Origin of the sequence: Bacillus sp. V5-8f, assembly GCF_002863565.1 — a bacterium.
Lineage (GTDB): Bacteria > Bacillota > Bacilli > Bacillales > DSM-1321 > Peribacillus.
This window is the reverse complement of sequence record NZ_PGUW01000005.1, coordinates 296,152-320,474: the sequence shown is the minus strand read 5'-3', so window position 1 is coordinate 320,474 and position 24,323 is coordinate 296,152. Positions and strand designations below refer to the sequence as shown.

Below are 24,323 nucleotides of genomic sequence, written 5' to 3'. Positions count from 1 at the left end.
GAACATGTGATGGAAATAATCATAATACAAGGATTTTTTTATTTGATTTGCGCCCGATAATTATGTAAATTGATATAGTAAATTTAGATGATTCGCATTGTCTGGAAAGGGAAACAATGCTATTCTGGGATATGGAAAATGGCATTTTGGAAGATGGGAAACCCTGTAAATGCTTACATTTCCAGTGGTTAGTTTTGCTTGCTGGCAGAAAAAAAGCTGTCCGAGGACACGTCCTTTTCTTCACCTTTAATAAAAGAACAAGCTTTATTAAAATAGAATTTTCCCGAGATGGGAAACATGATTATATATTAAAATTCTATAAATATTACATTAAGGGTAAGAGTTAAAGGTATGACAAGCTTCATCAATTTAAATTCATGGTAAGGAGAATGATTACAATGGTAGAAAAAACTTTTAAAGTTATTGCAGAAACAGGGATCCACGCACGTCCGGCAACTTTGCTAGTACAGGCTGCAGGAAAGTTCGATTCTGAGATCAACCTTGAATATAATGGCAAGAAAGTAAACTTGAAATCCATTATGGGTGTTATGTCACTTGGTATTGGCAAAAATGCGGAAATCAAGATCTCTGCTGAAGGGTCTGATGAGCAGGACGCTGTGAACACGCTTGAAGAAACTTTGAAAAAAGAGGGATTGGCTGAATAATGTCAACATTATTAAATGGCATTGCTGCCTCCAACGGCATTGCGATAGCAAAAGCATATCGGTTAATTGAGCCCGATTTAACGGTATCAAAGCACACGGTTGAATCTGCAGAAGCGGAAGTTTCCCGATTCAAAAACGCGGTTGAGAAGTCTAAATCTGAGTTGAAAACGATCCGTGATAAAGCAGAAAAAGATCTTGGAGCAGATAAAGCTGCAATCTTTGATGCCCACTTGCTAGTGGTTAGCGATCCTGAATTGCTAGGACCGATTGAAGACAAAATTCAGTCAGAAGGCATAAACGCGGAATTCGCGTTGAAGGATACAGCGGATATGTTCGTTTCCATGTTTGAGCAAATGGATAATGAGTATATGAGAGAGCGCGCGGCCGACATCCGCGACGTGACTAAACGCATCCTATCCCATCTGTTGGGTGTACAAATTCCGAATCCAAGCATGATCCAGGAAGAAGTAGTCATCATTGCCGAAGATTTAACTCCTTCGGATACTGCCCAGTTAAACCGCCAATATGTCCAAGGATTTACAACGGATATTGGAGGACGAACTTCCCATTCTGCGATTATGGCAAGATCCATGGAAATTCCTGCAGTGGTTGGAACAAAAGAAGCTACTGAGGCCATTAAAAATGGAGATTTGGTTATTGTTGACGGGATTAAGGGTGAGGTACATATCAACCCGACACCTGAGCTTGTCGAAAAATATAAAAAAGAAGCTGCTGCTTATGAACAGCAAAAAGCTGAATGGGCCAAGCTAGTTAACGAAAAAACAGTATCTGCTGATGGGCATCATGTAGAGCTTGCTGCAAACATTGGTACACCAAAAGACTTAGAAGGTGTAATCAATAATGGAGGCGAAGGCGTAGGCTTATATCGTACAGAGTTCCTTTATATGGGCCGTGACCAAATGCCATCAGAAGATGAACAGTTTGAAGCCTATAAAGCGGTCCTAGAAGGAATGGGAAGCAAGCCGGTTGTAGTCCGTACACTGGATATAGGCGGTGACAAGGAGCTTCCTTACTTAAACCTTCCAAAGGAAATGAATCCTTTCCTTGGCTATCGTGCCATTCGCCTTTGCCTGGACCAACAGGATATTTTCCGTACCCAGCTCCGTGCTTTGCTTCGGGCAAGTGTGTATGGAAATTTGAAAATTATGTTCCCGATGATTGCGACGCTGGGAGAATTCCGAGAGGCTAAAGCGATTCTTGAAGAAGAAAAGCAGAAGCTTATTGGCGAAGGCACCAAGGTAGCCGACAAGATTGAAACAGGTATCATGGTCGAGATTCCTTCTACTGCTGTTATGGCAGATACTTTTGCCAAAGAAGTAGATTTCTTCAGTATCGGCACCAATGACCTGATTCAATATACGATGGCAGCCGACCGGATGAATGAGCGAATCTCATACCTGTATCAGCCGTATAACCCTGCAATCCTTCGTCTTGTTAAAATGGTGATCGATGCCGCCCATTAAAGAAGGAAAATGGGCAGGTATGTGCGGTGAAATGGCCGGAGATGAAATAGCAATCCCGATCCTTTTAGGGCTTGGATTAGATGAATTCTCCATGAGTGCAACTTCAATTTTGAAAGCACGCTCACTAATTAGAAAATTAACAAAAGCAGACATGGAAAAGCTCGCTGAATCTGTTCTTCAACTGGATACAAATGAAGCTGTCATGGAAGCTGTAGGTAAAGCAGTTAAGTAAAGAGAAAAGGCTGGGTGCAACTTTCGCGCTCAGCTTTTTTTAAAATAAGTAAAAAAATTTTTTCAACTTAGGTTTGCGTTCTTCAAAGGCGGGTATAGTAAGTATAAGCACAGTTGTTTAGCTAAATTTAAGCAGCTGACATTCTCATTTCCCCCTTTTTGTACCGGTCCGGTTTTATGGGCCGGTTTTTTTTCTGCTCCTGGCGTTTAAAAGAGTACAGTTTCAAGATGAAAAGGTATAATGGAACCATACAGGGAATATTCTGACTACTATTTGGAGGGGGATCTTAAAAAATGGATTATCAGTTACAAGGGAAAAATGCCATTGTGTTAGCATCAAGCCAGGGTCTTGGGAAAGCGATTGCAGCAGAATTGTTAAAAGAGGGTGTAAATGTGTTGATTGCCAGCCGGGATGAACAAAAGCTGGCTGCTGTACAAAATGAACTTTCTAAGTTAGGAGGTGGCAAAGTTTTATATATTGCTGCAGATGTTAAAAATCCAACTGACATAAAGGCGATGGTCGAAAAAGCAACAGGTGAATTTGGAGGGATTGATATTCTTGTCAACAATACGGGTGGTCCGCCGGCGGGTTCTTTTGAACAGATGGCCGATGACGATTGGCAGCACTCATTTGAACTGAATTTGTTAAGCTATATACGTATAATCCGAGAATGCCTTCCATACTTAAAGAAACAGGGCGGGAAAATCATAAATGTCGCCTCGTCATCCATAAAGGAACCGATTCCAGGCTTAATTTTATCAAACACCTTCAGGACGGCCATCATTGGTTTATCCAAAACACTGGCTGAAGAACTGGCCCCATATGGAATTCTGATCAATACTGTAGCCCCAGGCCGCATTGCAACAGACCGGGTCCGCCACCTGGATGAAATAAATGCACAGAAAAAGGGCGTCTCTGTTGAACAAGTAGAAGAAAGTGCGAAAAAGAGCATTCCACTTGGCAGATATGGGAAGCCTGAAGAGTTTGCAAGGGTCGTCACCTTCCTTGCCTCTGACGCAAATACATATATGACAGGCAGTGCGTTCCTCGTTGATGGTGGCATGGTTAAGTCGATTTAAACAAAAGGGAATTCATTTGCTCTGATTCATCACACGTGAAATCTGGAGGAGAAAAATGATAATCAATAAAGACAATACATCAATTGGGTTTATTGGGGCAGGTGTAATGGGAAGCAGCATGGCAGGCCATCTGCTAGAAGCAGGCTATAAACTTACCGTTTATACCAGGACAAAGGAAAAAGCCAGGGAACTCCTTAATGGTGGGGCGTCTTGGGCAAATTCTCCCAAGGAACTGGCTCAAAACACAAATGTAATCATTTCCATAGTAGGCTACCCGCATGATGTGGAGGCCATTTATCTAGGGGAAGATGGCATCATTCAAAATGGACAAAAGGGAACCTATTTAATTGACATGACAACATCGACCCCTTCATTGGCACAAACAATTTTTGGCGAGGCCAAAAAGAAAGGGATGAATTCCATTGACGCTCCTGTTTCAGGAGGGGATGTTGGTGCGAAAGAAGCCCGGTTATCAATCATGGCAGGAGGCTCTGAGGAGGATTTTGAAGCAGTGAAGCCCCTGTTTGACATTATGGGCTCCAATATCGTTTACCAGGGACCTGCTGGAAGTGGGCAGCATACAAAGATGTGCAATCAAATCGCCATTGCTTCCAATATGATGGGCGTTGCCGAAGCAATGGTCTATGCAAAAAAGTCAGGCCTTAACCCGGAAAAGGTGCTTCAGACCATTTCGTCAGGCGCAGCAGGGAGCTGGTCCCTGTCCAATTTGGCTCCGAGAATGATCAGGGCAGATTTTGAACCAGGCTTCTATATTAAACATTTCATAAAGGATATGGGTATAGCGCTCGAGGAAGCGGAGAAGATGGGGATGGAGGCACCCGGCCTTTCTCTTGCGAAGTCCTTGTATGAACAGCTTGCAGAGGCGGGAGAAGGAGAAAGCGGCACACAGGCGCTTTATAAGTACTGGGATCGGCTTGATATCAGGGAATAGGTCCTTCCATGACTGAATAGGTTTTTAGTAAACCTATTTAGGGGGGAAGGAATATGGGCTTATTTGATGATATTAACCCGAAATTCAAGGAGCTTGAAGATGGCAGGTACATCGTTAGAATTGAGGCCTTTAGCCGGGAAAAGACGGTACATAATATGAGGCCGATCAGGTGGGAACTGAAGCTCATGAACGAAAGCCCGCTCGTTTTGCCGACTAAATTCAGCCATATCGAAACGGATGCCGGCTTTCAAATCCTAATGAGGGAGCTGAAAAACTTGGGGTATGCCAAGCCAGCATCCGCGAGGGAGTTGGAAGACATCCTATCGGACCTTAAGGGTTCCATTGTCGAGGTAAGTGTTTTTACAACCAATAAATACGAGAATTACCGTGACGTCAGGTTTCTGCGGAGTGTTTATTAAAAAAGCATATGCCTTTTCTATGGGGCATATGCTTTTCCTATTATCTCTGCAAATAAGCTTCCATTCTGTCCATTGCTTTTTCCAGGGTCTCCATCGAGTAAGCGAAGGAGATGCGGAAGTATCCCTCTCCAAACTGAGAAAACGCATCGCCAGGCACAACTGCAACTCCAGCCTTTTCTACTAAGTCCAGGGCAAACTCGAGAGAGCTGCCGAATCCGTCAGGCATCCCCACAAAGAAGTAAAAAGCACCATCCGGCTTAACGACCGTAAAATTCATAGCCGATAATCTTTGATATACAAAATCCCTTCGCTTGCTGTATTCCTCTTTCATCGGAATCGCATCATCAAATCCATCCGTTAACGCTGCCAGCGCTGCCTTTTGGGAAACGGAAGCGGCACATGTCACGTTATATTGGTGGACTTTCAGAATGTGCTTTGTAATTTCTCGGGGAGCCAGGATAAAACCAATCCGCCATCCTGTCATCGAATGCGATTTTGAAAGTCCGTTAATTACAATTGTCTGTTCCCTGGCAAAGGTAGAAATAGATACATGTTCCTGATCAAAAACGAGTTCACTGTAAATCTCATCAGCCAGTATAAAAATATCTCTGCCTTTAACCAATTCGGCGATTTCCCGGAGTTCCTCCTCAGAAAGTGTTACTCCAGTTGGATTGGAAGGATAGGGTAAAATAATGCATCTTGTTCTATCATTTATGTATTCCTTTAGAATATCAGCAGTGAGCTTAAAGCCGTTTTGTGTGGTATCCGCATGTATTGGCCGGGCGCCACAAAGCTTTATGACCGGCTCATAGCCGGGATATACGGGCCCCGGAAGAATAACCTCACATTCCTCTGTCAAAATCGTGCGAAGGATTACGTCTATCGCTTCGCTGGCCCCTGCTGTTACAATGATTTCATCCTCTCCATTGTATTGCAGGCCATATTTTTGTTGAAAATAAACGGATGCAGCTTCACGAAGCTCAATGAAGCCGGCATTATGGGTATAGACAGTAAAGTTCTCATCAATCGCCTTTTTAGCGGCTTCTTTAATATGGGAGGGCGTACCAAAGTCCGGCTGCCCGATTGTTAGGGAAATCATATCGGCTTTGTTAGCCACCAGATTATAAAACCTTCTGATGCCTGAAATCTCGATATCTTTTACCCGCGGATTAAGCAAGTGTTCCATTTTGTCGTTCCTCCTTCTTTCTCTCGTCTATTCTACACTACAGAAGAGTGAAAAGCGTAAAAAAAGCATACCGTTACAACTTCTGTCAATTGGAAGATACGTTAAGGCAATTGTAATAGAGGGTATAATACTTTAAAAAATATGTGAAAAAATAAATGAGGTTATTCCATCGTGATAAGGATTTGTGCAATAAATGAATATCAAGAAATTTTATACAACCTTCCTTTAGAGGAGCTGAACCGTGAAAATATCAAATGGTTTTGGGTCGATCTGTGCGAGCCGCAGGAACAGGAGATTCAAATTCTCTCTGACCATTTTGGATTTCATCCGCTCGCCATTGAAGATTGCTTGGACGATTTCAATCAACGCCCTAAGATTGACTTTTATCCGGATTATCAATTCCTCGTAGTCCATGCCCTGGAAAGAGAAATCCCTCAATCTATACAGCTTGACATGTTTGTCAATGAAAAATTTATCGTAACCTTTCATAAGGAGCCTATCTCCGAGGTGGAGTATAATTGGGATCGATTGGGGGAAAGCCTGTCCCGTATCAAAGGCCCCTTTTTCCTTGTACATACACTGATAGATAAAATGGTCGATGAATATTTCCCACACGTGTACAGAATTGAAGAGGAGCTCAATACCATTGAGGACAATACGGAAAATGAATCGATCGGTGAGCTGATGGAACAACTGTTTGATTTAAGGGCGGAGCTTTCAAAATTGCGTAGGACCATCCTCCCTATGAGGGATTTGCTTTACCGAATCATCCACTCAGAACGCCTTGAATCCATTATGGAGCAGCATTTGTACTTTCATGATGTTCATGACCACTTGTTAAAGCTAGTTGAGATGATTGAATCACATCGAGATTTTTCATCGGACATCCGAGACAGCTATTTATCCCTGAATTCAAATAACATGAACAGGACGATGATGACGTTAACGGTTATCACAACCATTTTTATGCCGCTCACGTTCATAGCAGGAGTGTATGGAATGAACTTTGAGCATATGCCTGAGCTTCACTGGCGCCATGGCTACTTTCTGGTTCTTGCGGTGATGAGTGGAATCGGCGTGTATATGTACCTCTTTTTTGTCAAAAAAGGCTGGCTTCGTTTGGGAAAGAAACGCTCGGAACCAAGAAGATAATTGTAAACAAAATAGATGCAAAGAAAGCTGATCGCCCTGTAGAGGTTTATCGGCTTTTTTATTGGCTTACACTACTTCTTCATACTTAAACTAGATTTGATTAAATCAGAAATACGGCCTTATTTTATCTGATTATGTTCATTTTTCAAAAAGAAACCGGGGTAACCCGTATTGAAAGCCATAACGGCAGCATCAGATTTGAGAGTGTGCAAGGGGAAGGCACAACGGCAGTTATCACTTTGCCATTCCATAACAAGGAAACAAATAAAAAAGGGAATACAGAATAAACAAATCTGTTTTTTTGCCGAAAAAACCTGTGAGGGCCTTGTTTTTTGGTAGTTTGTCACTAGAAATACCAAATCTAAATGAAATGCATGGTATATTTATCATAGGCCAAAGATCAGGAAGGGCGAATAGAATGGAAAATACAAAAGGAATTTTGTTGGAAAGCGGCACAAACGAATTGGAAATCGTTGAGTTTGGAATAGCAAACAATAAATTCGGAATCAATGTTATCAAGGTAAAGGAAATCATCAACCCTGTGCCAATTACGATCGTGCCTCAAGCACACAAAAATGTAGAAGGGATCATCGAATTGAGGGGAGAAGTGCTGCCTGTAGTTGATGTGGCACATGCACTCGGATTCCCGCCTTCAGAGAACCCGTCTCAGGATAAATTCATTGTTGCAGAGTTTAACAAACAGAAGGTTGTCTTCCACGTACATAACGTGACCCAAATACACCGTATTTCCTGGGGACAGATTGAAAAACCATCGGATATGTACCAGGGAATTGACAGCCAGATCATTGGAGTCATTAAACTGAATGGCGAAATGCTTTTGTTGCTGGATTTTGAAAAAATTGTAGTGGAAATCAATCCGGAGTCAGGAATCAATATCCAGCAGGTAAAGAAATTAGGGAAGCGTGAACGTTCCAATAAGCGCATTATCGTGGCCGAAGATTCCCCGTTATTAAGAAAATTGCTGCATGATACACTGGATGAGGCAGGATTTCAATACGTTGAGTTCTTTGAAAATGGCCGTGATGCGCTTTTCTATCTGGAAGGGCTAGTTTCTGACGGAAAGGATGTAACGGCCGAAGTTCAGATGGTGATTACAGATGTGGAAATGCCACAAATGGACGGACATCATTTAACGCGAAGGATCAAGGAAGATTCTGCTCTAGGGAAATTGCCGGTCATTATTTTTTCTTCTCTTATTACTGATGATTTGCGCCACAAAGGGCAGGTTGTTGGGGCCGAGGCCCAGGTCAGCAAACCGGAGATTGCCGAGCTGATCAAGCTGGTAGATCAATTTATCTTATAAAAATGATTGGACTGTTTCTTCGAGTCATATACCTGAAGAAACAGTTTTTTTTATTAGAGATTCTTTTCAAGTCTGCGGCTGTGATGTATTCGAGTCGAGTATAGAATCACTGCAGCTCATTTAAAGCAGAGACTTGAGCTAGTAAAAAGGGCATATACAGGGGAATTGGCGGATTAATATTTAAAGCCCTTTCCTAAAAATGAAGAAGGGAATGTATTTTGGAAGGATGGCTTTCTTCTTAAATGTTCGTGCTGCTTTTTCTTTTGGGGCGGCTTGTCCTCTTGCAAACGGTCTGTGTACCCTATATAGTCCTGCAGGATTTTCTTGGCCCTTGATAAAGATATCGAGGCTTTTGGATTACGGACGTTTACTTGGCGGCTTCCCAGGTGTGGCAGTGTCTTCAGATCCTCCCGGGTTGGCGGCAGATGGAAAATGAAGTCTCCGCACCGAATAATGACATCGGATTGCTGGGCAGAAAGTCTTGGATTGTCTGAAAAATGCAATCCAACCTTTTGAGCCTTTCCCTCTCCAAGCATCTTGTTTAGGGCAATGCGTTTTAAGTCATACAAATATTTTGGTTCAGGGGCAGTTTTGGCATGCTTGTTAACAATGAAAATTGCCTGTGCAAGGTAATTTATCGGGGAAACCGTGTTTTCGTTTTGCCCTTTTGATGGCTGCATAAAGGGGCTCCTTTCTTGGCAAATAAGAAAGTGTATGTGATCTTATCTGCGTACCTGTATCTTCGCATTGTCTTTGCCTATAGGGCTTACCAATCGGCGGGTTTCTAATTTTGATCTTGTCTACATATTATACCATTTTAAGCTGGTTTAAAAGCAAAAGGGAAATATTGAATTTTTAATGGCGTTGGATGAAATGGTTGCCCTCATGAGTCTTTTTGCTCAAGGCGGCTTTTTTAAGCAGGTTGAATTCTTTTATAAATATGAAATTACTGGGTGGGACTGGAAGTGATTGCGGAGGGGGTAGAATCGGCAAGACAGGTAGAATTATTAAAGGGAGCCAATTGTACAAAAGCACAAGGTTTCCTGTTCAGCGAAACCAGTTCCTGCAGAGGAACTGTACAAGCAGCTTCTGCCAGTGGAAGCTATTCAAATGATAAAGATAAAAACTCTGCCGACCATTTTTTTGACTGCAGAGTTTTTTCATTTTTCTTTAAAAGCTGTGTTAGGTAAATTTTGAAAGAAGTTTTTTCCTTCCTTTTCAAATGATATAATTTATATATAGGTTTAAGAGAATACTTGATTACTCAAAAAGAAAGCTCAATTTGAGCTGAATTCATATACCGTGATTTCTGGCCTTGATAAAAAACGATAGGGAAGACGGGTGGTGCCAAGTCCTCTGTTTACATGCAGCTTTAATTTCCCGATAGTGAATGTGCCTTCTTTGTATTTTTTGGCAAAGGGTGGTGTAACAAGGGCGCCTGCGAAGGGAATTTGAACCTGGCCACCATGGCTGTGCCCGCTTATCTGAAGCTGTACATTGTATTTAGCAGTAATATCGGCAACATCGGGTGCATGGGAAAGCAGGATGGTGTATGCATCTTTCGGGATATCTTTAAGTGTTGCCTCAAAATCCGGCCGGCCGAGCATTGCATCATCTAGGCCTGCTATATATAATTTATCTCCATTTATAAGCGATATCTCAACATTCGAGTTCAGCAGCACTTGAAAACCGGACTGTTCCATAATACTTTCGTATACTTCCGATCCGTAGCCGCCATGGTCATGGTTTCCGTATATGCACAGCTTTCCCATTGGGGCTTCTAGCCGTTTTAAAACAGGCGTAATGTCTTTCTGGTAGGGGTATTGATTGGGGTCGTCCATCAGGTCTCCGGTAAAGATAATCAAGTCGGGCTTTAATTCATTAATCTTTTCAATGGCGGAACCTAGATCTTTAAGCTGGAACTGGAAGCCTAAATGTGTATCACTGAACTGGACGATCCGGAAGCCGCTAAATCCCTTTGGTACTTGGGGGCTATTTATTTCAATCGTATGTATATCGAGCCACTTTGGTTCTATTTGGTGTGTATAATATCGACCGCCTAAGCCAACTCCACCTACCGCCAGGATGGAAGCAAGCGATCGTTTTAAAAAGGATCTGCGTGTCAGATTTTTTTCCATGATTATCAACCCATCTAATAAAACGTTACTTCCTCATACTAACAAACAATATACATAAAAAGAAGAATATATTATACTTTTCTTCATTACTTTTATGAGACAGGGATATTAAAATATAGAGACAAATATCCTTTTAGATATAAGATAACCCTGGGGGTATAGAATGACTCAGCCAATGCTCTTTACATTTATTATCATTGTCGTAACAATAGCTATGTTTATACACGGGAAATTCCGCTCGGATTTAATAGCCCTAACGGCCCTTTTAGTTCTGGGAATTTCAGGAGTTCTTTCAGTCGAGGAGGCTCTGGCCGGCTTTTCCAATCCCGTCGTTTTAATGATTGCGGGATTATATATAGTAAGTGCAGGGATCTTCAATACCGGTGCTGCTGAACGCCTGGGAAGCTATTTCCTGAAGATGGGCGTTAAAAGCGAACGAAGGCTGCTTGTAATAGTCATGCTTGCCGCCGGGTTGTTCAGTGGGTTTCTCAGCGGGACTGCGACCGTAGCTGTACTGCTCCCAATTGTGACGAGCATGGCCCTTCAACAAAGAACAAGTCCGTCACGGTTTCTGCTTCCGCTAGCCTATGCAAGCAGCCTAGGCGGCGTCCTGACATTAATCTCAACTCCTTCTAATATGATTGTGGGCGATGTGTTAAGGGAAAATGGATTCGATCCCTTTGATCTGTTCGATTTTACACCGGTGGGGCTTGTGATCCTTATGGCTGGAATTATCTTTATGCTGACACTAGGCCGTAAACTGCTTCCGGATGAGTCCATGAATACAAACAATAGCGCAAAAGATATTTCGGCGTCAGAGCTGGCCGGTATGTACAAGGTTTATGACCGGCTGTTCTACCTTAACATTCCGGCAGATTCAGATATTGTAGGCGAAAGGCTGTCTGATCTTATACTGCCGGTCAAGTATGAAATCACAGTCATTGAAATTACAAGGGATTTAAAAGGTAAACCGTTTCCGCAAGGGGAACAAAACCATACATTTTCAGTCAAAGCGGATGAGGTGCTCCATCCGGATGATATCATCCTTGTTTTTGGTGAGGAGGCTTCCGTAAAGCGTTTGGCAGCGGATTATGAGTTAGAATTAAGGGATTTTAACGCTGAAGCAATCAGGGAACATTTTCTAAGCAGCAAGTTCGGCTTGACCGAAATTCTGATAGTTCCACATTCTGATTATGAAAATCAAACCCTAAAAGACATACATTTCCGTGAAAAATACCAGTGCAGTGTTCTCGCGATTAATCGGAAAGGTGAATATATACAGGCTGATGTTGGTACAGAACAGTTAAAACCCGGGGATGCTCTCCTGATTCATGGTGAATGGGAGAATATCAACAGGATATCCCAGGATTTGCAGGATGTCATTGTAGTAGGCAGTGAATCTGAGGAGAAGGAAGAAGCCTTTCCTAAGGGAAAAGCACCGGTTGCTGCAGGGATAATGGGATTAATGCTGGTTCTGCTTACGGTTGATATGATTCCCCCGGTATTATCTGTTTTGGTTGCCGCTTTCCTAATGATCGCGACCGGATGTGTCAGATCCATTGAGGAGGCGTACCAACAAATCAATTGGGAGGCTGTTTTCCTTCTGGCTGCTATGCTTCCAGTGACCCAAGCACTGGAAAAGACGGGAGGAGCAGTGCTAATTTCAGCGGGAATCAATAACATTTTAGGCGGTTTTGGACCTTATGCCCTGCTCGCAGGCTTCTATCTGCTTACGATGGTACTTGGACAATTCATTTCAAATGCAGCGGCTGCTGTGTTAATCGCGCCAATCGCATTCTTGAGCGCTGTCTCACTTCACTATAGTCCTTACCCGTTTTTGCTTTGCGTTGCAATTGCGGCTTCCATGGCATTCTCAACGCCCGTTGCCTCTCCAACAAATGCATTGGCAATGACAGCAGGAGAGTATAAGTATAAAGATTTTGCCTTGATTGGGATTTTGCTGCAAATTTTGATAGGCATCATTATGATTTTTGCAATACCCCTATTCTTCCCGTTCTAACCGCGCCGACCGAGGTCCAGGATATTGGCAGGACTGGAGGCAGCAAGTAAAGGTAAATGAGAGAAAAGAGGGATAACATGAGAAAAGAGAGAATTTACGAAATCTTGCTTATCCCCTCTAATCTTGGCCTGATCAGGATCCATGTTTCTGGATTTGAAACGTTCGAGGAATCGGGTGAAGTTGTAGCCGTTCTTAATGACCTGGTTGTCAAGAAAAGAGGCAACTATAAAAGAAGGGTGATCATAAACACATTTATCCATCTTAATAGACTTATAGCACATCAGTAAACGAACCTGTTCCCGGATATGTGATTCAGAACCTTCCTGCTATCGCGCAGGAAAGAATTCTGGAATTATATAGGGAGCCGGTTCATTTTTCATATTTCGAGCTCTTACCTATTTATTGTTTTAAGGAAACGGAAATTTTTTAAAATGATCATGATTTTCGCTCATCGATAAGCGTGTTATACCCTTTTTATAGGAAAGAGCTGAATATAACTAGGTCGACAGATTTATATTCCTTTTTTACACCAATAGAGTTTCTGAAACGTCTGAATCATTTCTTTTTTTGAAATGATGGTATAATTTTACTCAAGAGCAGACTCAAACCCGGTTGCATTAAGAAATTCTAAGGAATTGCAGCCTGGCGGGAAAGTGTTAAGGGGGTTACATATTTTATGGATGCTATGGAGATACTCACAGAAATTGAACGGATTCAGCCATTTTACCAGCCGATATTCAGTGCGGATGAACACAGGGTAATCGGTTATGAAATCCTTGGACGTTTCGCCAAAGGGGAGAGCCATATTAGCCTGGGCCCTTTTTTCGAGGACCAGTCCATCCCGGAAGAATATCGGATTGATGTTGATAATTATGTACTTGAATCAGCTCTTCGGGAAATTATTGGCAGGGGAGAAAATTTCCTAATTTTTATCAACCGGGACCCAAATCTTTTACTGTTTGACCATGGCGAAAATTTCTTGGATATTTTGAAGAAATATTTATTTCCGGAACAAATGCAGCGGGTTGTGCTGGAGATTTCCGATACAGATTATTCACATAATCTGGAGCCTTTGCAGCATTTACTCGCATATTATAAAACGTATGGAATAAAGATTGCCCTGGACCATCTTGGTGAAGAAAGCCACTTGGACAGGATTGCCCAAATCTCACCCCACATCCTGAAGGTGAACTTAGATAAACTAAGAAAAACTGGAGTTGATTCCTACCAGGTCATCCTTTTTTCATTAAGCATGTTAGCAAGAAAAATAGGGGCAAACCTGCTTTTTGAGCATATTGAGCAAGAACATCAGCTTATGTTTGCCTGGAAGAACAGCGCGCGTTACTATCAGGGATTTTATCTTGCGCACCCGCAAGCCCACTTCATAGATGAGAACTTGCTAAGAGAGAAATTCCGAAGTGAATGTGAGAGCTTCATAGCTGTCGAAAAGAAGAAATTGAAGGCAATCTACCAAAAGACTCTTGATTTTAACGAAGGGATCCAGACCTTGCTTTCCAAGCATAAAAAGCTGGAACGTTATGAGAAGTTATTAATGGCCCTTGCAAAGTCCCTTGAATCCATGTGTTTCCGTTTTTATGTTTGTGATGAAAAAGGGTTCCAAAAGTCGCCAAACATTCTTAAGGACCAGAACGGAAACTGGATTATCCAGAATGAATACCTAAATAAAAACTGGAGCTGGCGGCCATATTTTTTGGAAAATATTATAAAAATGACGTATGAAAAGAGGGGAATCTTATCTGACCTTTACAGTGACATCGAGACAGGAGAGATGATACGGACCTTCTCTTATCCGTTAACGAACGATGATTTTCTTTTTATGGACCTTTCTTATGCCTATCTATACGAAAATGATGCGCTACTCTAGATGGACCCTGAATAAAAGATAAGGTCCCGAGCCACTCTAAGCAAAAAAAGCTTGGAGGAAGTGTTTTGAGCACGTTAATCTGGACACTAATGATCGTTTCCATTGCAATCGTTATCGTTTCTATTGTTTATACTTTTGCTGTAGGAAGAACCCAGAAAGTTTTAAAAGGGGAATATGATGCCCAAATCGATGAAAAAATCCAGCAGCATCCCTACTTACTAAATCCGGTGTTTCTGTCTATAGCTCTCTTTTTTGTTTTCGTATTGGGATACATATTATACTGGTCTGTTAAATAATCCCCATGTACTACAGGTTTGTATCCTTTCTTCTTAACAAGAAAAAAAGCCTTCGGTGGTCTACCAGAAGGCTGTTCAGGCGCTAATCAGTCAATCTGAAGCGCTTCTTTTAATTGTTCGAGCTCGAATCCGATGATTACTTTATCACCAATAACGGTGGTAGGAGTTGAATAAGAGCCATATCGGCCTGTTAACTCAGATCGGGCTTTACTGTCATTTTTGATATCCTTTTCATGATAGCTTATATTGTACTCCTGCAAGAACATTTTAACGATTTTACAGGGAGGGCAGTCTGGTTGTGTATATAATGTTATTTTCTCCATAAATCGGCCTCCAGTATCTACTTTCATACCCTTCCATTATAAACTAAAATGATGGAATTTGGTGATAGTAATGCTTGGCGTTAGGATCGCATTTGCTTTTGCTTGATTAGATAGTCAAGCAAGCCCATGGAACAGACTCGTACATCAAGCGCCAAGATTTCATATACCGGATGATTGTCTTCGATACCCTTCTGTCTCAAAAATTCCCTTACCCTGTCATAGAGGCCCGCAGATAGGGATGCTAGCTTATCTTCGAATGCCTCGTTTGATTCATGGGCTTTCACAGCGGTTTCCAGAAATATAGGCAGCCAGAATTTTAATTGACTGTAAACCTGGCTGGGATTAGATGATGCCCCGAAATGCCCGAAGTAAATCTTTTCGGTTCCCAGTTCCTTATAAAGGTCTGCTGCAGCAAGCATCGCCTCAGGATTAAATTGATTAGGTGACGTTGTTGGCAGGAACAGTTCAATATTATCTTGATCCAACTCCCTGTAATAAATTCCGACTGTATCGCCGGAGAACATCCCATTTGAGACATGATCCAAAATACTGAGATGATGGTTTGCGTGCCCAGGTGTGTCGAAAAAGGTAAGTGTGGATGTTTCTGAGATGGAGAGTGTTTCCCTATCTTCTTTTATAATAATCCGTTCTCGAGGTATAGGGATGATTGGGTTAAACAATGTGTCAAAGTCAGCACCATAAACAGCCTTTGCTCCTGCTATGAGCCTTGAAGGATCTTCAAGGTGCCTTGCGCCTTTTTTATGTACAATAATGCTTGCATTTGGGCACTTCTCAAGTAAAAGTCCGGCTCCTCCGGCATGGTCAAGGTGAATATGCGTTAAAATGATATATTTTATTTCCTCAGGCTGGATTTCCAGCTGTGACAGACCCTCTAAAAGGTAAGGGATGGAAGGGCTTGCTGATGTTTCAATAATCGTGAGATCCCGTTCCTTCAGCAAATAGGATCCTGTTCGGAGTTGACGGTTTAAATCGTTCCCGTCAATTAATGAAATTCTTTTGTCAATTTCGATGATTTTCCCCAAAAAACAACACTCCCGCCTGATTTATTCTTGTACATTTTACAGTTAATATTTTATTCTGTTATTATGGGCCTGTAAAGAAAACTATTTCAATTATTCTGAATTCAGGCCGGTTGTAGTTATTGGATAGAAATATATGATATAGTGAAACCTATGGAAAAACGTTTCAATAGAAAGGGGAGGTAGCATGTCTCAATTGCAAGGCATCCTTACCAGATTAAAAAATCTTCAAGAACAAGCAAAAGAAACTGAATCGGCTCAGCGTTTTTTTGAAATAGATGGAGAGAAGAAGTGCCAGGTTACATATTTCAGCAAAACGGAAATGTTCGAATTGGAAGTGTTCAATGAAAAATCGAAATCATCGAAATATCAGTTTGATAACATTGATATGATTACCATTGAAATTTTTGACTTGCTTCAATCATAATCACAAATGAAATGCTAAAACCCGTTTCACCTCACGTTGGTGCAACGGGTTTTTTGTGCTGGAAATGCAGAACGGAATGAAATGCTTCTAAATACACAACCTAAATGGCGGAGGGATGCTACTATGAATTTCAATATCACTATGAATATTGATATGCCTGATGTAATATGCCCGGTTTGCAACACCCAGCGTAAAATGGATGCTGTCCTTACCGCGCAATCAAATCAAAACGTCATATACGATTGCCCAGACTGCGGATTTGAACGAAAGAACATTAAAACGAATAAAGGATGAGTCAGTTAAAAGTTAAAATCACCTTATATAGCAATGCAATCAAATTCTTTACTATATGCAACTAGCACAAGAAAGTTTGCCATTCCTGTGATACACTAGAAGTATGGAATAAAATAAGAAGCATATAGTAAGGAGTTTGAACATGATCGGTACACATGATGATGAACTGCTAAAAACGAGCGTGAAGGAGTTTTTGATTCCATCTGAAAGAGTCGCCCACGTTCAGGTTGCCAATAATCTGGAGCATGCGCTGCTGGTATTGACTAAGAGCGGTTATACTGCCATTCCTGTGCTAGATCCGATGTATAAGCTTCAAGGATTAATTAGTACGCCAGTTATTTTAGATTCCATTTTAGGATTGCAAAGAATAGAATTTGAACAGCTGGACCATAAAAGAGTATCGGAAATCATGAATCGCAATATACCCCGGCTGCGTACGGAAGATATGATGGATAAAGGGCTGCAGCTTTTAATTGACCATCCTTTTGTCTGTGTAGAAAATGAAGAGGGCGTATTTGAAGGCATCCTCACAAGGAGAGCAGTCCTAAAAAGGGTGTACGAAGGTACAGGGAAGACAAAAAGCTAACAGAAACAGTCAAAAAGCCTCCGACTCGGAGGCTGGTTTATTTTTACGACAGTGAGTGTGATAAGTGATTATGGGACAAACAACAGGGGCCTTCCGGGAAGGAAACAGTATGGACAAGCGTCCATTTATCCTAGCTGCCATCATGCTGGCCATGTTTATGGGGGCGATAGAAGGGACCATCGTTTCTACTGCGATGCCGGCGATTGTTAGTGAGCTTGGAGGCTTTTCCCGATATAGCTGGGTGTTTTCTGGATATTTATTGATGAATGCTGTTACGGTGCTTATATACGGAAAGCTCTCCGATTTATTTGGAAGAAAGCCAATCTTGACGATTGGTATCATCATCTTTTTGATAGGCTCTTTATTATGCGGATTTGCAGGCTCAATGGAGGAGCTTATTATATACCGCTTTATCCAGGGTCTCGGTGCTGGAGCGATAGCCCCTGTAGCAACTACGATTATTGGGGACATCTATGAAAAACATGAGCGAGGCCGTGTGCAGGGCTACTTATCAAGTGTCTGGGGCATCTCTGCGGTTTTGGGGCCTGCTGTAGGTGGAATCCTTGTGGAATCCCTGACATGGCGCCTTATTTTCTGGATCAATATTCCACTTGGCATATTGTCAATGGTCGGGATTTGGATTTTTCTAAAAGAACACATTGAAAAGAAAAAACAGGATATTGATTATCCGGGAGCTGTTCTATTAACCCTTGCGGTCTCTTCAGTGATGCTCATCCTTGTGGAAGGAGGGGTACACCTACCGTGGGCTTCCTCTCAGATTATCGGACTGGCGGCGATTTCAGTGATTGCGCTTACGCTATTTGTCAGGCAGGAACAGAAAACGTCTGAGCCAATGATGCCTTTTGAAATTTGGCAGGAGAAATCAATCCTCCTAGCAAACATAGTCTCACTCGCAACTGGTGTAATGATTATTGGACTTTCGAGTTTTTTGCCAACATTCGTCCAGGGAGTGATGGAACGTTCCCCAACGGTTGCAGGGTTTACACTGACGGCCATGTCCATTGGCTGGCCAATTGCGTCCACCATCGCCGGCCACTTACTCATTAAAATTGGCTTTAAGGCCACTTCGATCCTTGGGGGCATATCTTTAATCGCGGGAAGCCTTGTTTTGGCGTTCATGCCTCCGGATGCAGGCCCTTTGTTTGCGGCAGCCGGTTCATTTCTCGTTGGGATCGGGATGGGACTAACGTCGACTTCCTTTATCGTTATGATCCAGGATACAGTAAGCTGGGAAAGAAGAGGGATTGCCACAGCATCCAATATGTTTATGAGAAATCTAGGGAATACGGTAGGGGCTGCCCTCCTAGGTGGAGTTATGAATTCGCGCCTTGCAGATTATTTGGCAGAAAATAATGATTCTGGAAAACAATTAACCATTGATTCGGCAAACCAGCTCTTAAACAGTGAAGAACGGGCAGCTCTTCCTGCCAAAGCTGTTGAGGTACTACAATCGGGTCTTTCCCATTCTCTTCAGGCCGTGTATGTAATCATTCTCCTTTTTGCAGCAATCAGTTTTCTTTTATTACTGCTTCTGCCTAAGAAAGAAAAGCAGCAAAGCTGAGGTACTTGTAATGCAATAAGGAAAATCATTTTGAATGGCAAAAATTTAAATCAAGGCAGTGATTACCGTGTCGTCGTTTTCAGAATATCAGCTATTGTCAGTGCTCGCTCAAGAAATGAATATGAGAAAGGCTTCGGAAAGGCTGTTCGTCTCACAGCCGGCACTGTCACAAAGGCTGCAATCGATTGAAAAAGAGTGGGGAACAAAATTGTTTCTTCGCTCACAAAAAGGGCTTTCCCTTACTCCGGCAGGAGAAGCAGTGGTAAAGCTGGCGAATGAAATGCTTGAAAAAGAAGAAAAAGTGAAGGAAAGCATTCAAGCAATGGAGCATGAAGTGTATGGGACATTGAAAATTGCTTGTGCTTCCATAGTTGGACAGAATTGGCTTCCGAAAGTATTGAAGAAATTCGTGCAAAAATACCCGTATGCAAAAATCTCATTAATCACCGGCTGGAGCAGTGAGATCTTAAGGTCTCTCTATGATGGACAGGTCCATATCGGCATTATCAGGGGAACACCTGACTGGAAGGGTGTTAAGAAGCATTTATTTAAAGACATGCTTTATCTTGTGGATACAGAAATGGGTCGGCTTGAACAGGTTTTTGAAACGGACCGGCCGTTCATTCAATTCAAGAGTGATTCCAATTACTATCAGGAAATACAGGATTGGTGGTTCCGCCACTTTCAGACAGCACCGAAAAACACGATTGTGGTTGACCAGATCGAAACCTGTAAACAGATGGTTTTCAATGGGATTGGTTATGCAATTCTACCGGCGATCACACTGCATGACAAGGACGAAAATATCTTTAAAATTCCATTGTTCGATGAACATAATCATTATCTGGAAAGGGATACATGGATGTGCGGCTACGAATCTTCCTTCCAGCTTAAACAGGTTCAAGCTTTTACCGAGATTGTTCAGGAACACATACGGGATAAGCATTAAAGACCGGAAAAAGTAAAAATAGTATTCCTGCTTGATTTTTTATGCTTTAGTCTGGTAAATTATAAAAAGCAATTATACATATTAGGGGGAATCGTTGCATATGAAAATGATGGACGCAAATGAGATTATCTCATTTATTCAAAACAGCAAAAAATCAACTCCGGTAAAGGTTTATGTAAAAGGTCAGCTAGAAGGCATTAATTTTGGCGGGAATGCTAAAACATTTATCACTGGAAATACTGGCGTTATCTTTGGTGAGTGGGCTGAAATCAGCGATGCACTTAACACTAACCAATCCAAAATCGAGGATTATGTTGTGGAAAACGACCGCAGGAATTCCGCGATTCCACTGCTTGACCTAAAAGGCATCAAAGCTAGAATCGAACCAGGTGCAATTATTCGTGACCAGGTGGAAATCGGTGATAACGCCGTTATTATGATGGGTGCTTCCATCAACATCGGCGCGGTAATCGGCGAGGGTACTATGATTGACATGAACGCCATTCTTGGTGGAAGAGCAACTGTCGGGAAAAATTGCCACATCGGTGCGGGTGCAGTGCTTGCAGGCGTAATTGAGCCGCCATCTGCCAAGCCGGTTATCGTGGAAGACGATGTTCTGGTTGGAGCTAACGCTGTTGTACTAGAAGGCGTAACGATTGGAAAGGGATCCGTTGTAGCTGCAGGTGCCATCGTTACGAAGGATGTGCCTCCTTACTCAGTTGTTGCAGGGGCACCAGCTAGAGTAATTAAGGAAATTGATGAAAAAACAAAATCAAAAACTGAGATTATGCAAGAGCTTCGCCAGTTATAAGGGAGTATTACCCGGGCGACGCGAGAAACTTGCGTCAGATGGATAAAGTTTGGACAGGCGTGGATTCATGATCCACGCCTTCTTTATAAGGAGGAAACAAAGTATGGCAGAGCACCATTCTTTTGTGGAGATAAGGCGAGATTTACATAAAATTCCTGAGCTTGGTTTTCAGGAATTTAAAACACAACAATACTTATTGGGCTATTTATACGGCCTTTCGTCGGAACGCCTAGAAATCAAGACGTGGAAAACGGGCATTTTTGCAAAAATCCATGGAAACAATCCATCTAAAACAATCGGCTATCGGACCGATATTGACGGTCTGCCAATTGATGAAGAAACCGGTCTCCCATTTGCATCGGAACATGATGAGTTCATGCATGCGTGCGGCCATGATTTTCATATGAGCATTGCTCTTGGGGTATTGACCCATTTTATCCAACATCCAATCGACGATAATTTGTTGTTTATCTTCCAGCCTGCCGAAGAAGGGCCAGGGGGAGCCGAACCGATGCTTGAAACGGATATTATGAAGGAATGGAAGCCGGATATCATAACAGCGCTCCATATCGCTCCTGAGTATCCGGTAGGCACAATAGCGGTCAAAGAGGGCTTGCTCTTTGCCAATACGTCCGAATTGTTTATAGACCTGAAGGGAAGGGGAGGCCACGCAGCATATCCGCATGAAACGAACGATATGGTGGTTGCAGCGTGTACGCTTGTGGGCCAGCTTCAAACGATAATCTCTCGAAACATAAACCCACTGGATTCCGCGGTTATTACCATCGGCAAAATTACAGGCGGGACGGTCCAGAACATTATCGCAGAAACGGCTAGATTAGAAGGAACAATACGCACGTTATCTGTTTCTTCGATGGAAAAGGTTAAGAAGCGCATCGAACAGCTTGCTGAAGGAATTAGGGCTGGTTATGCTTGTGAAGTTTCCATTGATTATGGCAGCATGTATCATCAGGTATATAATGAAGAAAAGCTTACCAGAGAATTTATGGAGTTTTTAAAGGGAAAGCCAGGCATAACCGTCCATGAATGCCGGGAAGCCATGACAGGGGAAGATTTTGGCTATATGCTGAAAGAGATTCCGGGTTTTATGTTCTGGCTGGGGGTTGAATCTGAGTACGGCCTGCACCATTCAAAGCTGTCACCGGACGAAAGGGCGATAGGGACGGCGATATCACTTTTGACGGAATATTTTACGTTCAAAGGCAATTCTACCAACTCATTTTAATCACCCTTCTTTTTTACATTAATGTAAAAAAATTATCACAAAACTTGAAAAATTTGTCTTTGTTTCCGATTAGCACAGAGAGAAAAAGGGTATGATGAAAAAGGTCGGATAAGCTTAAATTGATATGAATGCATCATTTCATGTCAGCGAACCAATGTTGGCTTTGGCTGGAGGCTTATTTGAGTGTTGAACAAACATAGATGAGAATTTTAAATGGATTCTCTATTAACTAAATTACATACCTGGAGGGATCTCTTCATGCCGGAACGTATGGTAGGAAAACAAGCACCTCGCTTTGAAATGGATGCTGTAATGCCTAACAAAGAGTTTGGAAAAGTTAGCCTGGAAGAAAATATGAAAAATGACAAATGGACTGTATTATTCTTCTATCCAATGGACTTCACTTTTGTTTGTCCTACAGAAATTACTGCCATGAGTGATCGATACGATGAATTTGAAGATCTTGATGCAGAAGTGATCGGCGTTTCAACCGATACGATTCATACACACTTGGCATGGATCAAGACTGACCGCAGCGACAATGGCCTGGGAGATGTTAACTATCCATTGGCAGCTGATACAAACCACGTTGTTTCCCGTGAATACGGAGTGTTAATTGAAGAAGAAGGTGTAGCGCTTCGCGGATTGTACATCATCAGCCCAGAGGGTGAATTAATGTATTCTGTTGTTAATCATAATAACATTGGCCGTGATGTGGATGAGACTCTACGTGTCCTTCAAGCTCTTCAAACTGGTGGGCTTTGCCCGGCTAACTGGAGACCTGGACAAGAAACGCTTTAATTTAAACGTAGGATGATCGGAATAAAGGGCCTAACTCCCGTGTTAGGCCTTTTTTAAATATTGATAAGTGGAATATACTTGGAGGTGCGAAGAATGAAATTACGTGAATTATTGCCTGAATTAACGGGTGCGACAGCATGGTTAAACGGAGAAGTAACAAAGGACGATCTGGTAGGTGAAAAGCCGACACTGATCCATTTCTGGTCAGTAAGCTGCCATCTGTGCAAAGAAGCAATGCCGCAAGTGAATGAATTCAGGGATAAGTTTAAAGATAAATTGAACGTAGTAGCAGTCCATATGCCACGTTCTGAAAAAGATTTAGACATAGATGATATCAAAAATGTGGCCGAGGAACATGGCATCAGCCAGTCGATTTTTGTGGATAGCGAATTAAAACTGAACGATGCATTTGAAAACCAATATGTTCCTGCTTATTATGTTTTCGATAAAGAGGGAAAGCTTCGCCACTTCCAGGCTGGCGGCAGCGGAATGAAGATGCTTGAAAAACGTGTGAACCGCGTACTGGACGAAACTGAGAAAGCAGAATAATAAATCCGGGAAGTTGATGGGAGTGTCATCAGCTTCTTTTTTTGTTGTTACTTGGCTTGGTGACGGCATTCATATCTATCTAATGGCTGTTAATCAATTGGCTATGTGGTAAAATATCAACATGTTTATATTTGATGCATTTTTTTTGGAGGTAACGCCGTGAAAAAAGAGTTTGCAGTTATTGGATTAGGGCGCTTTGGCGGGAGTATATGCAGGGCGCTTGCCGAAGAAGGAATGGAAGTTTTGGCTATTGATATGGATGAGGACAGAGTAAATGAATTCGCGATGATTGCCTCGCATGCAGTTGTAGGAGACACGACAGACGAAAATGTCCTGAAAAGCCTCGGCATCCGCAACTTTGACCATGTAATAGTTGCAATTGGCGATGATATCCAGGCCAGTATCTTAACCACATTAATGTTGAAGGAATTAGGCGTAAATAATATCACGGTGAAGGCGCAGAACGATTATCATGAAAAAGTCCTGAGAAAGATTGGTGCCGACCATGTGGTTCATCCAGAACGGGATATGGGACGGCGGATTGCCTATAATATATCGTCTAATAACGTACTCGATTATTTAGAACTTTCCGATGAACATTCAATCGTGGAAATCGTGGCAAGTGAAAAAATGGACGGCCGTACCATTATCGATATGGATGTCCGAGCAAGGTACGGAATCAATATTGTAGCGATTAAAAGAGGAAATGAAATCATTGTATCTCCACAGGCAAATGACTTGATCAAAAGAGGCGATATTCTGATTGTCATTGGGGCAGATACCGATATCAACCGATTTGAGAAAAAAGTTCTTCAATAGCAATCATGGCACTCTAAAAAAATGTTTCACTTCAACCCGTATCAGGATCGGAATCTGAAATGTC

Annotated in this window: 26 protein-coding genes and 1 pseudogene; 22 read left to right on the top strand and 5 right to left on the bottom strand. The window is 42.2% G+C overall.

Annotation, left to right across the window (positions count from 1 at the left end):
• Window positions 1-398 precede the first annotated feature (398 nt).
• The 5 genes and pseudogenes from CUU64_RS09185 (at window position 399) to CUU64_RS09165 (ending at window position 4,831) form a co-directional block, all read left to right on the top strand.
• Window positions 399-665 (top strand): phosphocarrier protein HPr, encoded by a 267-nt coding sequence (locus tag CUU64_RS09185; protein ID WP_101633264.1) that lies wholly within the window; start codon window positions 399-401, stop codon window positions 663-665.
• A pseudogene (ptsP, locus tag CUU64_RS09180) lies at window positions 665-2,381 on the top strand (phosphoenolpyruvate--protein phosphotransferase). The gene CUU64_RS09185 and the pseudogene ptsP overlap by 1 nt, the downstream one beginning before the upstream one ends.
• A gap of 293 nt (window positions 2,382-2,674) precedes the next feature.
• Window positions 2,675-3,460, top strand: a complete 786-nt coding sequence (locus CUU64_RS09175) for an SDR family oxidoreductase (protein ID WP_101633262.1) — start codon at window positions 2,675-2,677, stop codon at window positions 3,458-3,460.
• Between the two features lie 55 nt (window positions 3,461-3,515).
• Window positions 3,516-4,412, top strand: coding sequence for an NAD(P)-dependent oxidoreductase (locus CUU64_RS09170; protein ID WP_180954520.1), 897 nt, complete (start codon window positions 3,516-3,518; stop codon window positions 4,410-4,412).
• Between the two features lie 53 nt (window positions 4,413-4,465).
• Complete coding sequence (locus tag CUU64_RS09165) at window positions 4,466-4,831, top strand: hypothetical protein (RefSeq protein WP_101633260.1); 366 nt, start codon at window positions 4,466-4,468, stop codon at window positions 4,829-4,831.
• A 40-nt stretch (window positions 4,832-4,871) separates the two neighbouring features.
• On the opposite strand, the gene CUU64_RS09160 is transcribed toward CUU64_RS09165, so the two are convergent.
• Window positions 4,872-6,017, bottom strand: coding sequence for an aminotransferase A (locus CUU64_RS09160; protein WP_101633258.1), 1,146 nt, complete (start codon window positions 6,015-6,017; stop codon window positions 4,872-4,874).
• Window positions 6,018-6,188: 171 nt separating this feature from the next.
• Here CUU64_RS09160 and corA point away from each other — a divergent pair, with 171 nt between their 5' ends.
• Together corA and CUU64_RS09150 are read left to right on the top strand one after the other, a co-directional pair.
• Window positions 6,189-7,169, top strand: a complete 981-nt coding sequence (gene corA / locus CUU64_RS09155; RefSeq protein ID WP_101633256.1) for a magnesium/cobalt transporter CorA — start codon at window positions 6,189-6,191, stop codon at window positions 7,167-7,169.
• A gap of 418 nt (window positions 7,170-7,587) precedes the next feature.
• Window positions 7,588-8,493: a chemotaxis protein gene (locus CUU64_RS09150; RefSeq protein ID WP_101633255.1), complete on the top strand. Its 906-nt coding sequence runs from the start codon at window positions 7,588-7,590 to the stop codon at window positions 8,491-8,493.
• A 173-nt stretch (window positions 8,494-8,666) separates the two neighbouring features.
• Here the strand turns inward: CUU64_RS09150 and CUU64_RS09145 are convergent, their stop codons facing one another.
• Window positions 8,667-9,173 carry a YkyB family protein gene (locus tag CUU64_RS09145; protein WP_101633253.1) on the bottom strand — a complete coding sequence of 169 codons (507 nt, stop codon included), beginning with the start codon at window positions 9,171-9,173 and terminating at the stop codon, window positions 8,667-8,669.
• Between the two features lie 285 nt (window positions 9,174-9,458).
• On the opposite strand from CUU64_RS09145, the gene CUU64_RS09140 reads away from it, so the two are divergent.
• The gene (locus CUU64_RS09140; protein WP_101633252.1) at window positions 9,459-9,683 is read left to right on the top strand and encodes an EAL domain-containing protein; all 225 of its coding nucleotides are present in this window, start codon (window positions 9,459-9,461) and stop codon (window positions 9,681-9,683) included.
• Window positions 9,684-9,770: 87 nt separating this feature from the next.
• On the opposite strand, the gene CUU64_RS09135 is transcribed toward CUU64_RS09140, so the two are convergent.
• Window positions 9,771-10,631, bottom strand: coding sequence for a metallophosphoesterase (locus CUU64_RS09135; RefSeq protein ID WP_101633249.1), 861 nt, complete (start codon window positions 10,629-10,631; stop codon window positions 9,771-9,773).
• Between the two features lie 163 nt (window positions 10,632-10,794).
• Here CUU64_RS09135 and CUU64_RS09130 point away from each other — a divergent pair, with 163 nt between their 5' ends.
• The 4 genes from CUU64_RS09130 to CUU64_RS09115 all read left to right on the top strand — a co-directional run bounded on the left by CUU64_RS09130 (window position 10,795) and on the right by CUU64_RS09115 (window position 14,832).
• The gene (locus CUU64_RS09130; RefSeq protein WP_101633248.1) at window positions 10,795-12,651 is read left to right on the top strand and encodes an SLC13 family permease; all 1,857 of its coding nucleotides are present in this window, start codon (window positions 10,795-10,797) and stop codon (window positions 12,649-12,651) included.
• A 77-nt stretch (window positions 12,652-12,728) separates the two neighbouring features.
• Window positions 12,729-12,938, top strand: coding sequence for a hypothetical protein (locus CUU64_RS09125; RefSeq protein WP_101633247.1), 210 nt, complete (start codon window positions 12,729-12,731; stop codon window positions 12,936-12,938).
• A 389-nt stretch (window positions 12,939-13,327) separates the two neighbouring features.
• Window positions 13,328-14,536: an EAL domain-containing protein gene (locus CUU64_RS09120; protein WP_101633246.1), complete on the top strand. Its 1,209-nt coding sequence runs from the start codon at window positions 13,328-13,330 to the stop codon at window positions 14,534-14,536.
• 65 nt (window positions 14,537-14,601) lie between these two features.
• Entirely contained in the window at window positions 14,602-14,832 is a 231-nt protein-coding gene (locus tag CUU64_RS09115) for a hypothetical protein (protein ID WP_101633245.1), read from the top strand.
• 86 nt (window positions 14,833-14,918) lie between these two features.
• Here CUU64_RS09115 and CUU64_RS09110 read toward each other — a convergent pair whose 3' ends face one another.
• Together CUU64_RS09110 and CUU64_RS09105 are read right to left on the bottom strand one after the other, a co-directional pair.
• Window positions 14,919-15,155, bottom strand: a complete 237-nt coding sequence (locus CUU64_RS09110) for a glutaredoxin family protein (RefSeq protein ID WP_101633244.1) — start codon at window positions 15,153-15,155, stop codon at window positions 14,919-14,921.
• Between the two features lie 80 nt (window positions 15,156-15,235).
• Window positions 15,236-16,198: an MBL fold metallo-hydrolase gene (locus tag CUU64_RS09105; RefSeq protein WP_101633243.1), complete on the bottom strand. Its 963-nt coding sequence runs from the start codon at window positions 16,196-16,198 to the stop codon at window positions 15,236-15,238.
• Between the two features lie 184 nt (window positions 16,199-16,382).
• On the opposite strand from CUU64_RS09105, the gene CUU64_RS09100 reads away from it, so the two are divergent.
• The 10 genes from CUU64_RS09100 to CUU64_RS09060 all read left to right on the top strand — a co-directional run bounded on the left by CUU64_RS09100 (window position 16,383) and on the right by CUU64_RS09060 (window position 24,259).
• Entirely contained in the window at window positions 16,383-16,622 is a 240-nt protein-coding gene (locus tag CUU64_RS09100) for a YkuJ family protein (protein ID WP_101633242.1), read from the top strand.
• A 123-nt stretch (window positions 16,623-16,745) separates the two neighbouring features.
• Window positions 16,746-16,916, top strand: a complete 171-nt coding sequence (locus tag CUU64_RS21920) for a hypothetical protein (RefSeq protein WP_180954545.1) — start codon at window positions 16,746-16,748, stop codon at window positions 16,914-16,916.
• A 142-nt stretch (window positions 16,917-17,058) separates the two neighbouring features.
• The gene (cbpB, locus tag CUU64_RS09095) at window positions 17,059-17,502 is read left to right on the top strand and encodes a cyclic-di-AMP-binding protein CbpB (RefSeq protein ID WP_101633241.1); all 444 of its coding nucleotides are present in this window, start codon (window positions 17,059-17,061) and stop codon (window positions 17,500-17,502) included.
• Between the two features lie 109 nt (window positions 17,503-17,611).
• On the top strand, window positions 17,612-19,084 hold the full coding sequence (locus tag CUU64_RS09090) for an MDR family MFS transporter (protein ID WP_101633475.1): 1,473 nt from the start codon (window positions 17,612-17,614) through the stop codon (window positions 19,082-19,084).
• Window positions 19,085-19,151: 67 nt separating this feature from the next.
• Window positions 19,152-20,033: a transcriptional regulator CcpC gene (locus CUU64_RS09085; protein ID WP_101633240.1), complete on the top strand. Its 882-nt coding sequence runs from the start codon at window positions 19,152-19,154 to the stop codon at window positions 20,031-20,033.
• A gap of 100 nt (window positions 20,034-20,133) precedes the next feature.
• Complete coding sequence (gene dapD / locus CUU64_RS09080) at window positions 20,134-20,844, top strand: 2,3,4,5-tetrahydropyridine-2,6-dicarboxylate N-acetyltransferase (protein WP_101633239.1); 711 nt, start codon at window positions 20,134-20,136, stop codon at window positions 20,842-20,844.
• Between the two features lie 103 nt (window positions 20,845-20,947).
• Complete coding sequence (locus CUU64_RS09075; RefSeq protein ID WP_101633238.1) at window positions 20,948-22,090, top strand: N-acetyldiaminopimelate deacetylase; 1,143 nt, start codon at window positions 20,948-20,950, stop codon at window positions 22,088-22,090.
• 258 nt (window positions 22,091-22,348) lie between these two features.
• Window positions 22,349-22,891, top strand: coding sequence for a peroxiredoxin (locus tag CUU64_RS09070; protein WP_101633237.1), 543 nt, complete (start codon window positions 22,349-22,351; stop codon window positions 22,889-22,891).
• 93 nt (window positions 22,892-22,984) lie between these two features.
• A complete protein-coding gene (locus CUU64_RS09065; protein WP_101633236.1) occupies window positions 22,985-23,440 on the top strand; it encodes a TlpA disulfide reductase family protein in 456 nt (151 codons plus the stop codon).
• A 159-nt stretch (window positions 23,441-23,599) separates the two neighbouring features.
• Window positions 23,600-24,259, top strand: coding sequence for a potassium channel family protein (locus tag CUU64_RS09060; protein ID WP_101633235.1), 660 nt, complete (start codon window positions 23,600-23,602; stop codon window positions 24,257-24,259).
• The last annotated feature ends 64 nt before the right edge of the window (window positions 24,260-24,323 follow it).

Coding starts and splice junctions, on each gene's coding strand:
- CUU64_RS09185 (WP_101633264.1), top strand. CDS start 399: ATGGTAGAAAAAACTTTTAAAGTTATTGCAGAAACAGGGATCCACGCA.
- CUU64_RS09175 (WP_101633262.1), top strand. CDS start 2,675: ATGGATTATCAGTTACAAGGGAAAAATGCCATTGTGTTAGCATCAAGC.
- CUU64_RS09170 (WP_180954520.1), top strand. CDS start 3,516: ATGATAATCAATAAAGACAATACATCAATTGGGTTTATTGGGGCAGGT.
- CUU64_RS09165 (WP_101633260.1), top strand. CDS start 4,466: ATGGGCTTATTTGATGATATTAACCCGAAATTCAAGGAGCTTGAAGAT.
- CUU64_RS09160 (WP_101633258.1), bottom strand. CDS start 6,017: ATGGAACACTTGCTTAATCCGCGGGTAAAAGATATCGAGATTTCAGGC.
- CUU64_RS09150 (WP_101633255.1), top strand. CDS start 7,588: ATGGAAAATACAAAAGGAATTTTGTTGGAAAGCGGCACAAACGAATTG.
- CUU64_RS09145 (WP_101633253.1), bottom strand. CDS start 9,173: ATGCAGCCATCAAAAGGGCAAAACGAAAACACGGTTTCCCCGATAAAT.
- CUU64_RS09135 (WP_101633249.1), bottom strand. CDS start 10,631: ATGGAAAAAAATCTGACACGCAGATCCTTTTTAAAACGATCGCTTGCT.
- CUU64_RS09130 (WP_101633248.1), top strand. CDS start 10,795: ATGACTCAGCCAATGCTCTTTACATTTATTATCATTGTCGTAACAATA.
- CUU64_RS09125 (WP_101633247.1), top strand. CDS start 12,729: ATGAGAAAAGAGAGAATTTACGAAATCTTGCTTATCCCCTCTAATCTT.
- CUU64_RS09120 (WP_101633246.1), top strand. CDS start 13,328: ATGGATGCTATGGAGATACTCACAGAAATTGAACGGATTCAGCCATTT.
- CUU64_RS09110 (WP_101633244.1), bottom strand. CDS start 15,155: ATGGAGAAAATAACATTATATACACAACCAGACTGCCCTCCCTGTAAA.
- CUU64_RS09100 (WP_101633242.1), top strand. CDS start 16,383: ATGTCTCAATTGCAAGGCATCCTTACCAGATTAAAAAATCTTCAAGAA.
- CUU64_RS21920 (WP_180954545.1), top strand. CDS start 16,746: ATGAATTTCAATATCACTATGAATATTGATATGCCTGATGTAATATGC.
- cbpB (WP_101633241.1), top strand. CDS start 17,059: ATGATCGGTACACATGATGATGAACTGCTAAAAACGAGCGTGAAGGAG.
- CUU64_RS09090 (WP_101633475.1), top strand. CDS start 17,612: ATGGACAAGCGTCCATTTATCCTAGCTGCCATCATGCTGGCCATGTTT.
- dapD (WP_101633239.1), top strand. CDS start 20,134: ATGAAAATGATGGACGCAAATGAGATTATCTCATTTATTCAAAACAGC.
- CUU64_RS09075 (WP_101633238.1), top strand. CDS start 20,948: ATGGCAGAGCACCATTCTTTTGTGGAGATAAGGCGAGATTTACATAAA.
- CUU64_RS09070 (WP_101633237.1), top strand. CDS start 22,349: ATGCCGGAACGTATGGTAGGAAAACAAGCACCTCGCTTTGAAATGGAT.
- CUU64_RS09065 (WP_101633236.1), top strand. CDS start 22,985: ATGAAATTACGTGAATTATTGCCTGAATTAACGGGTGCGACAGCATGG.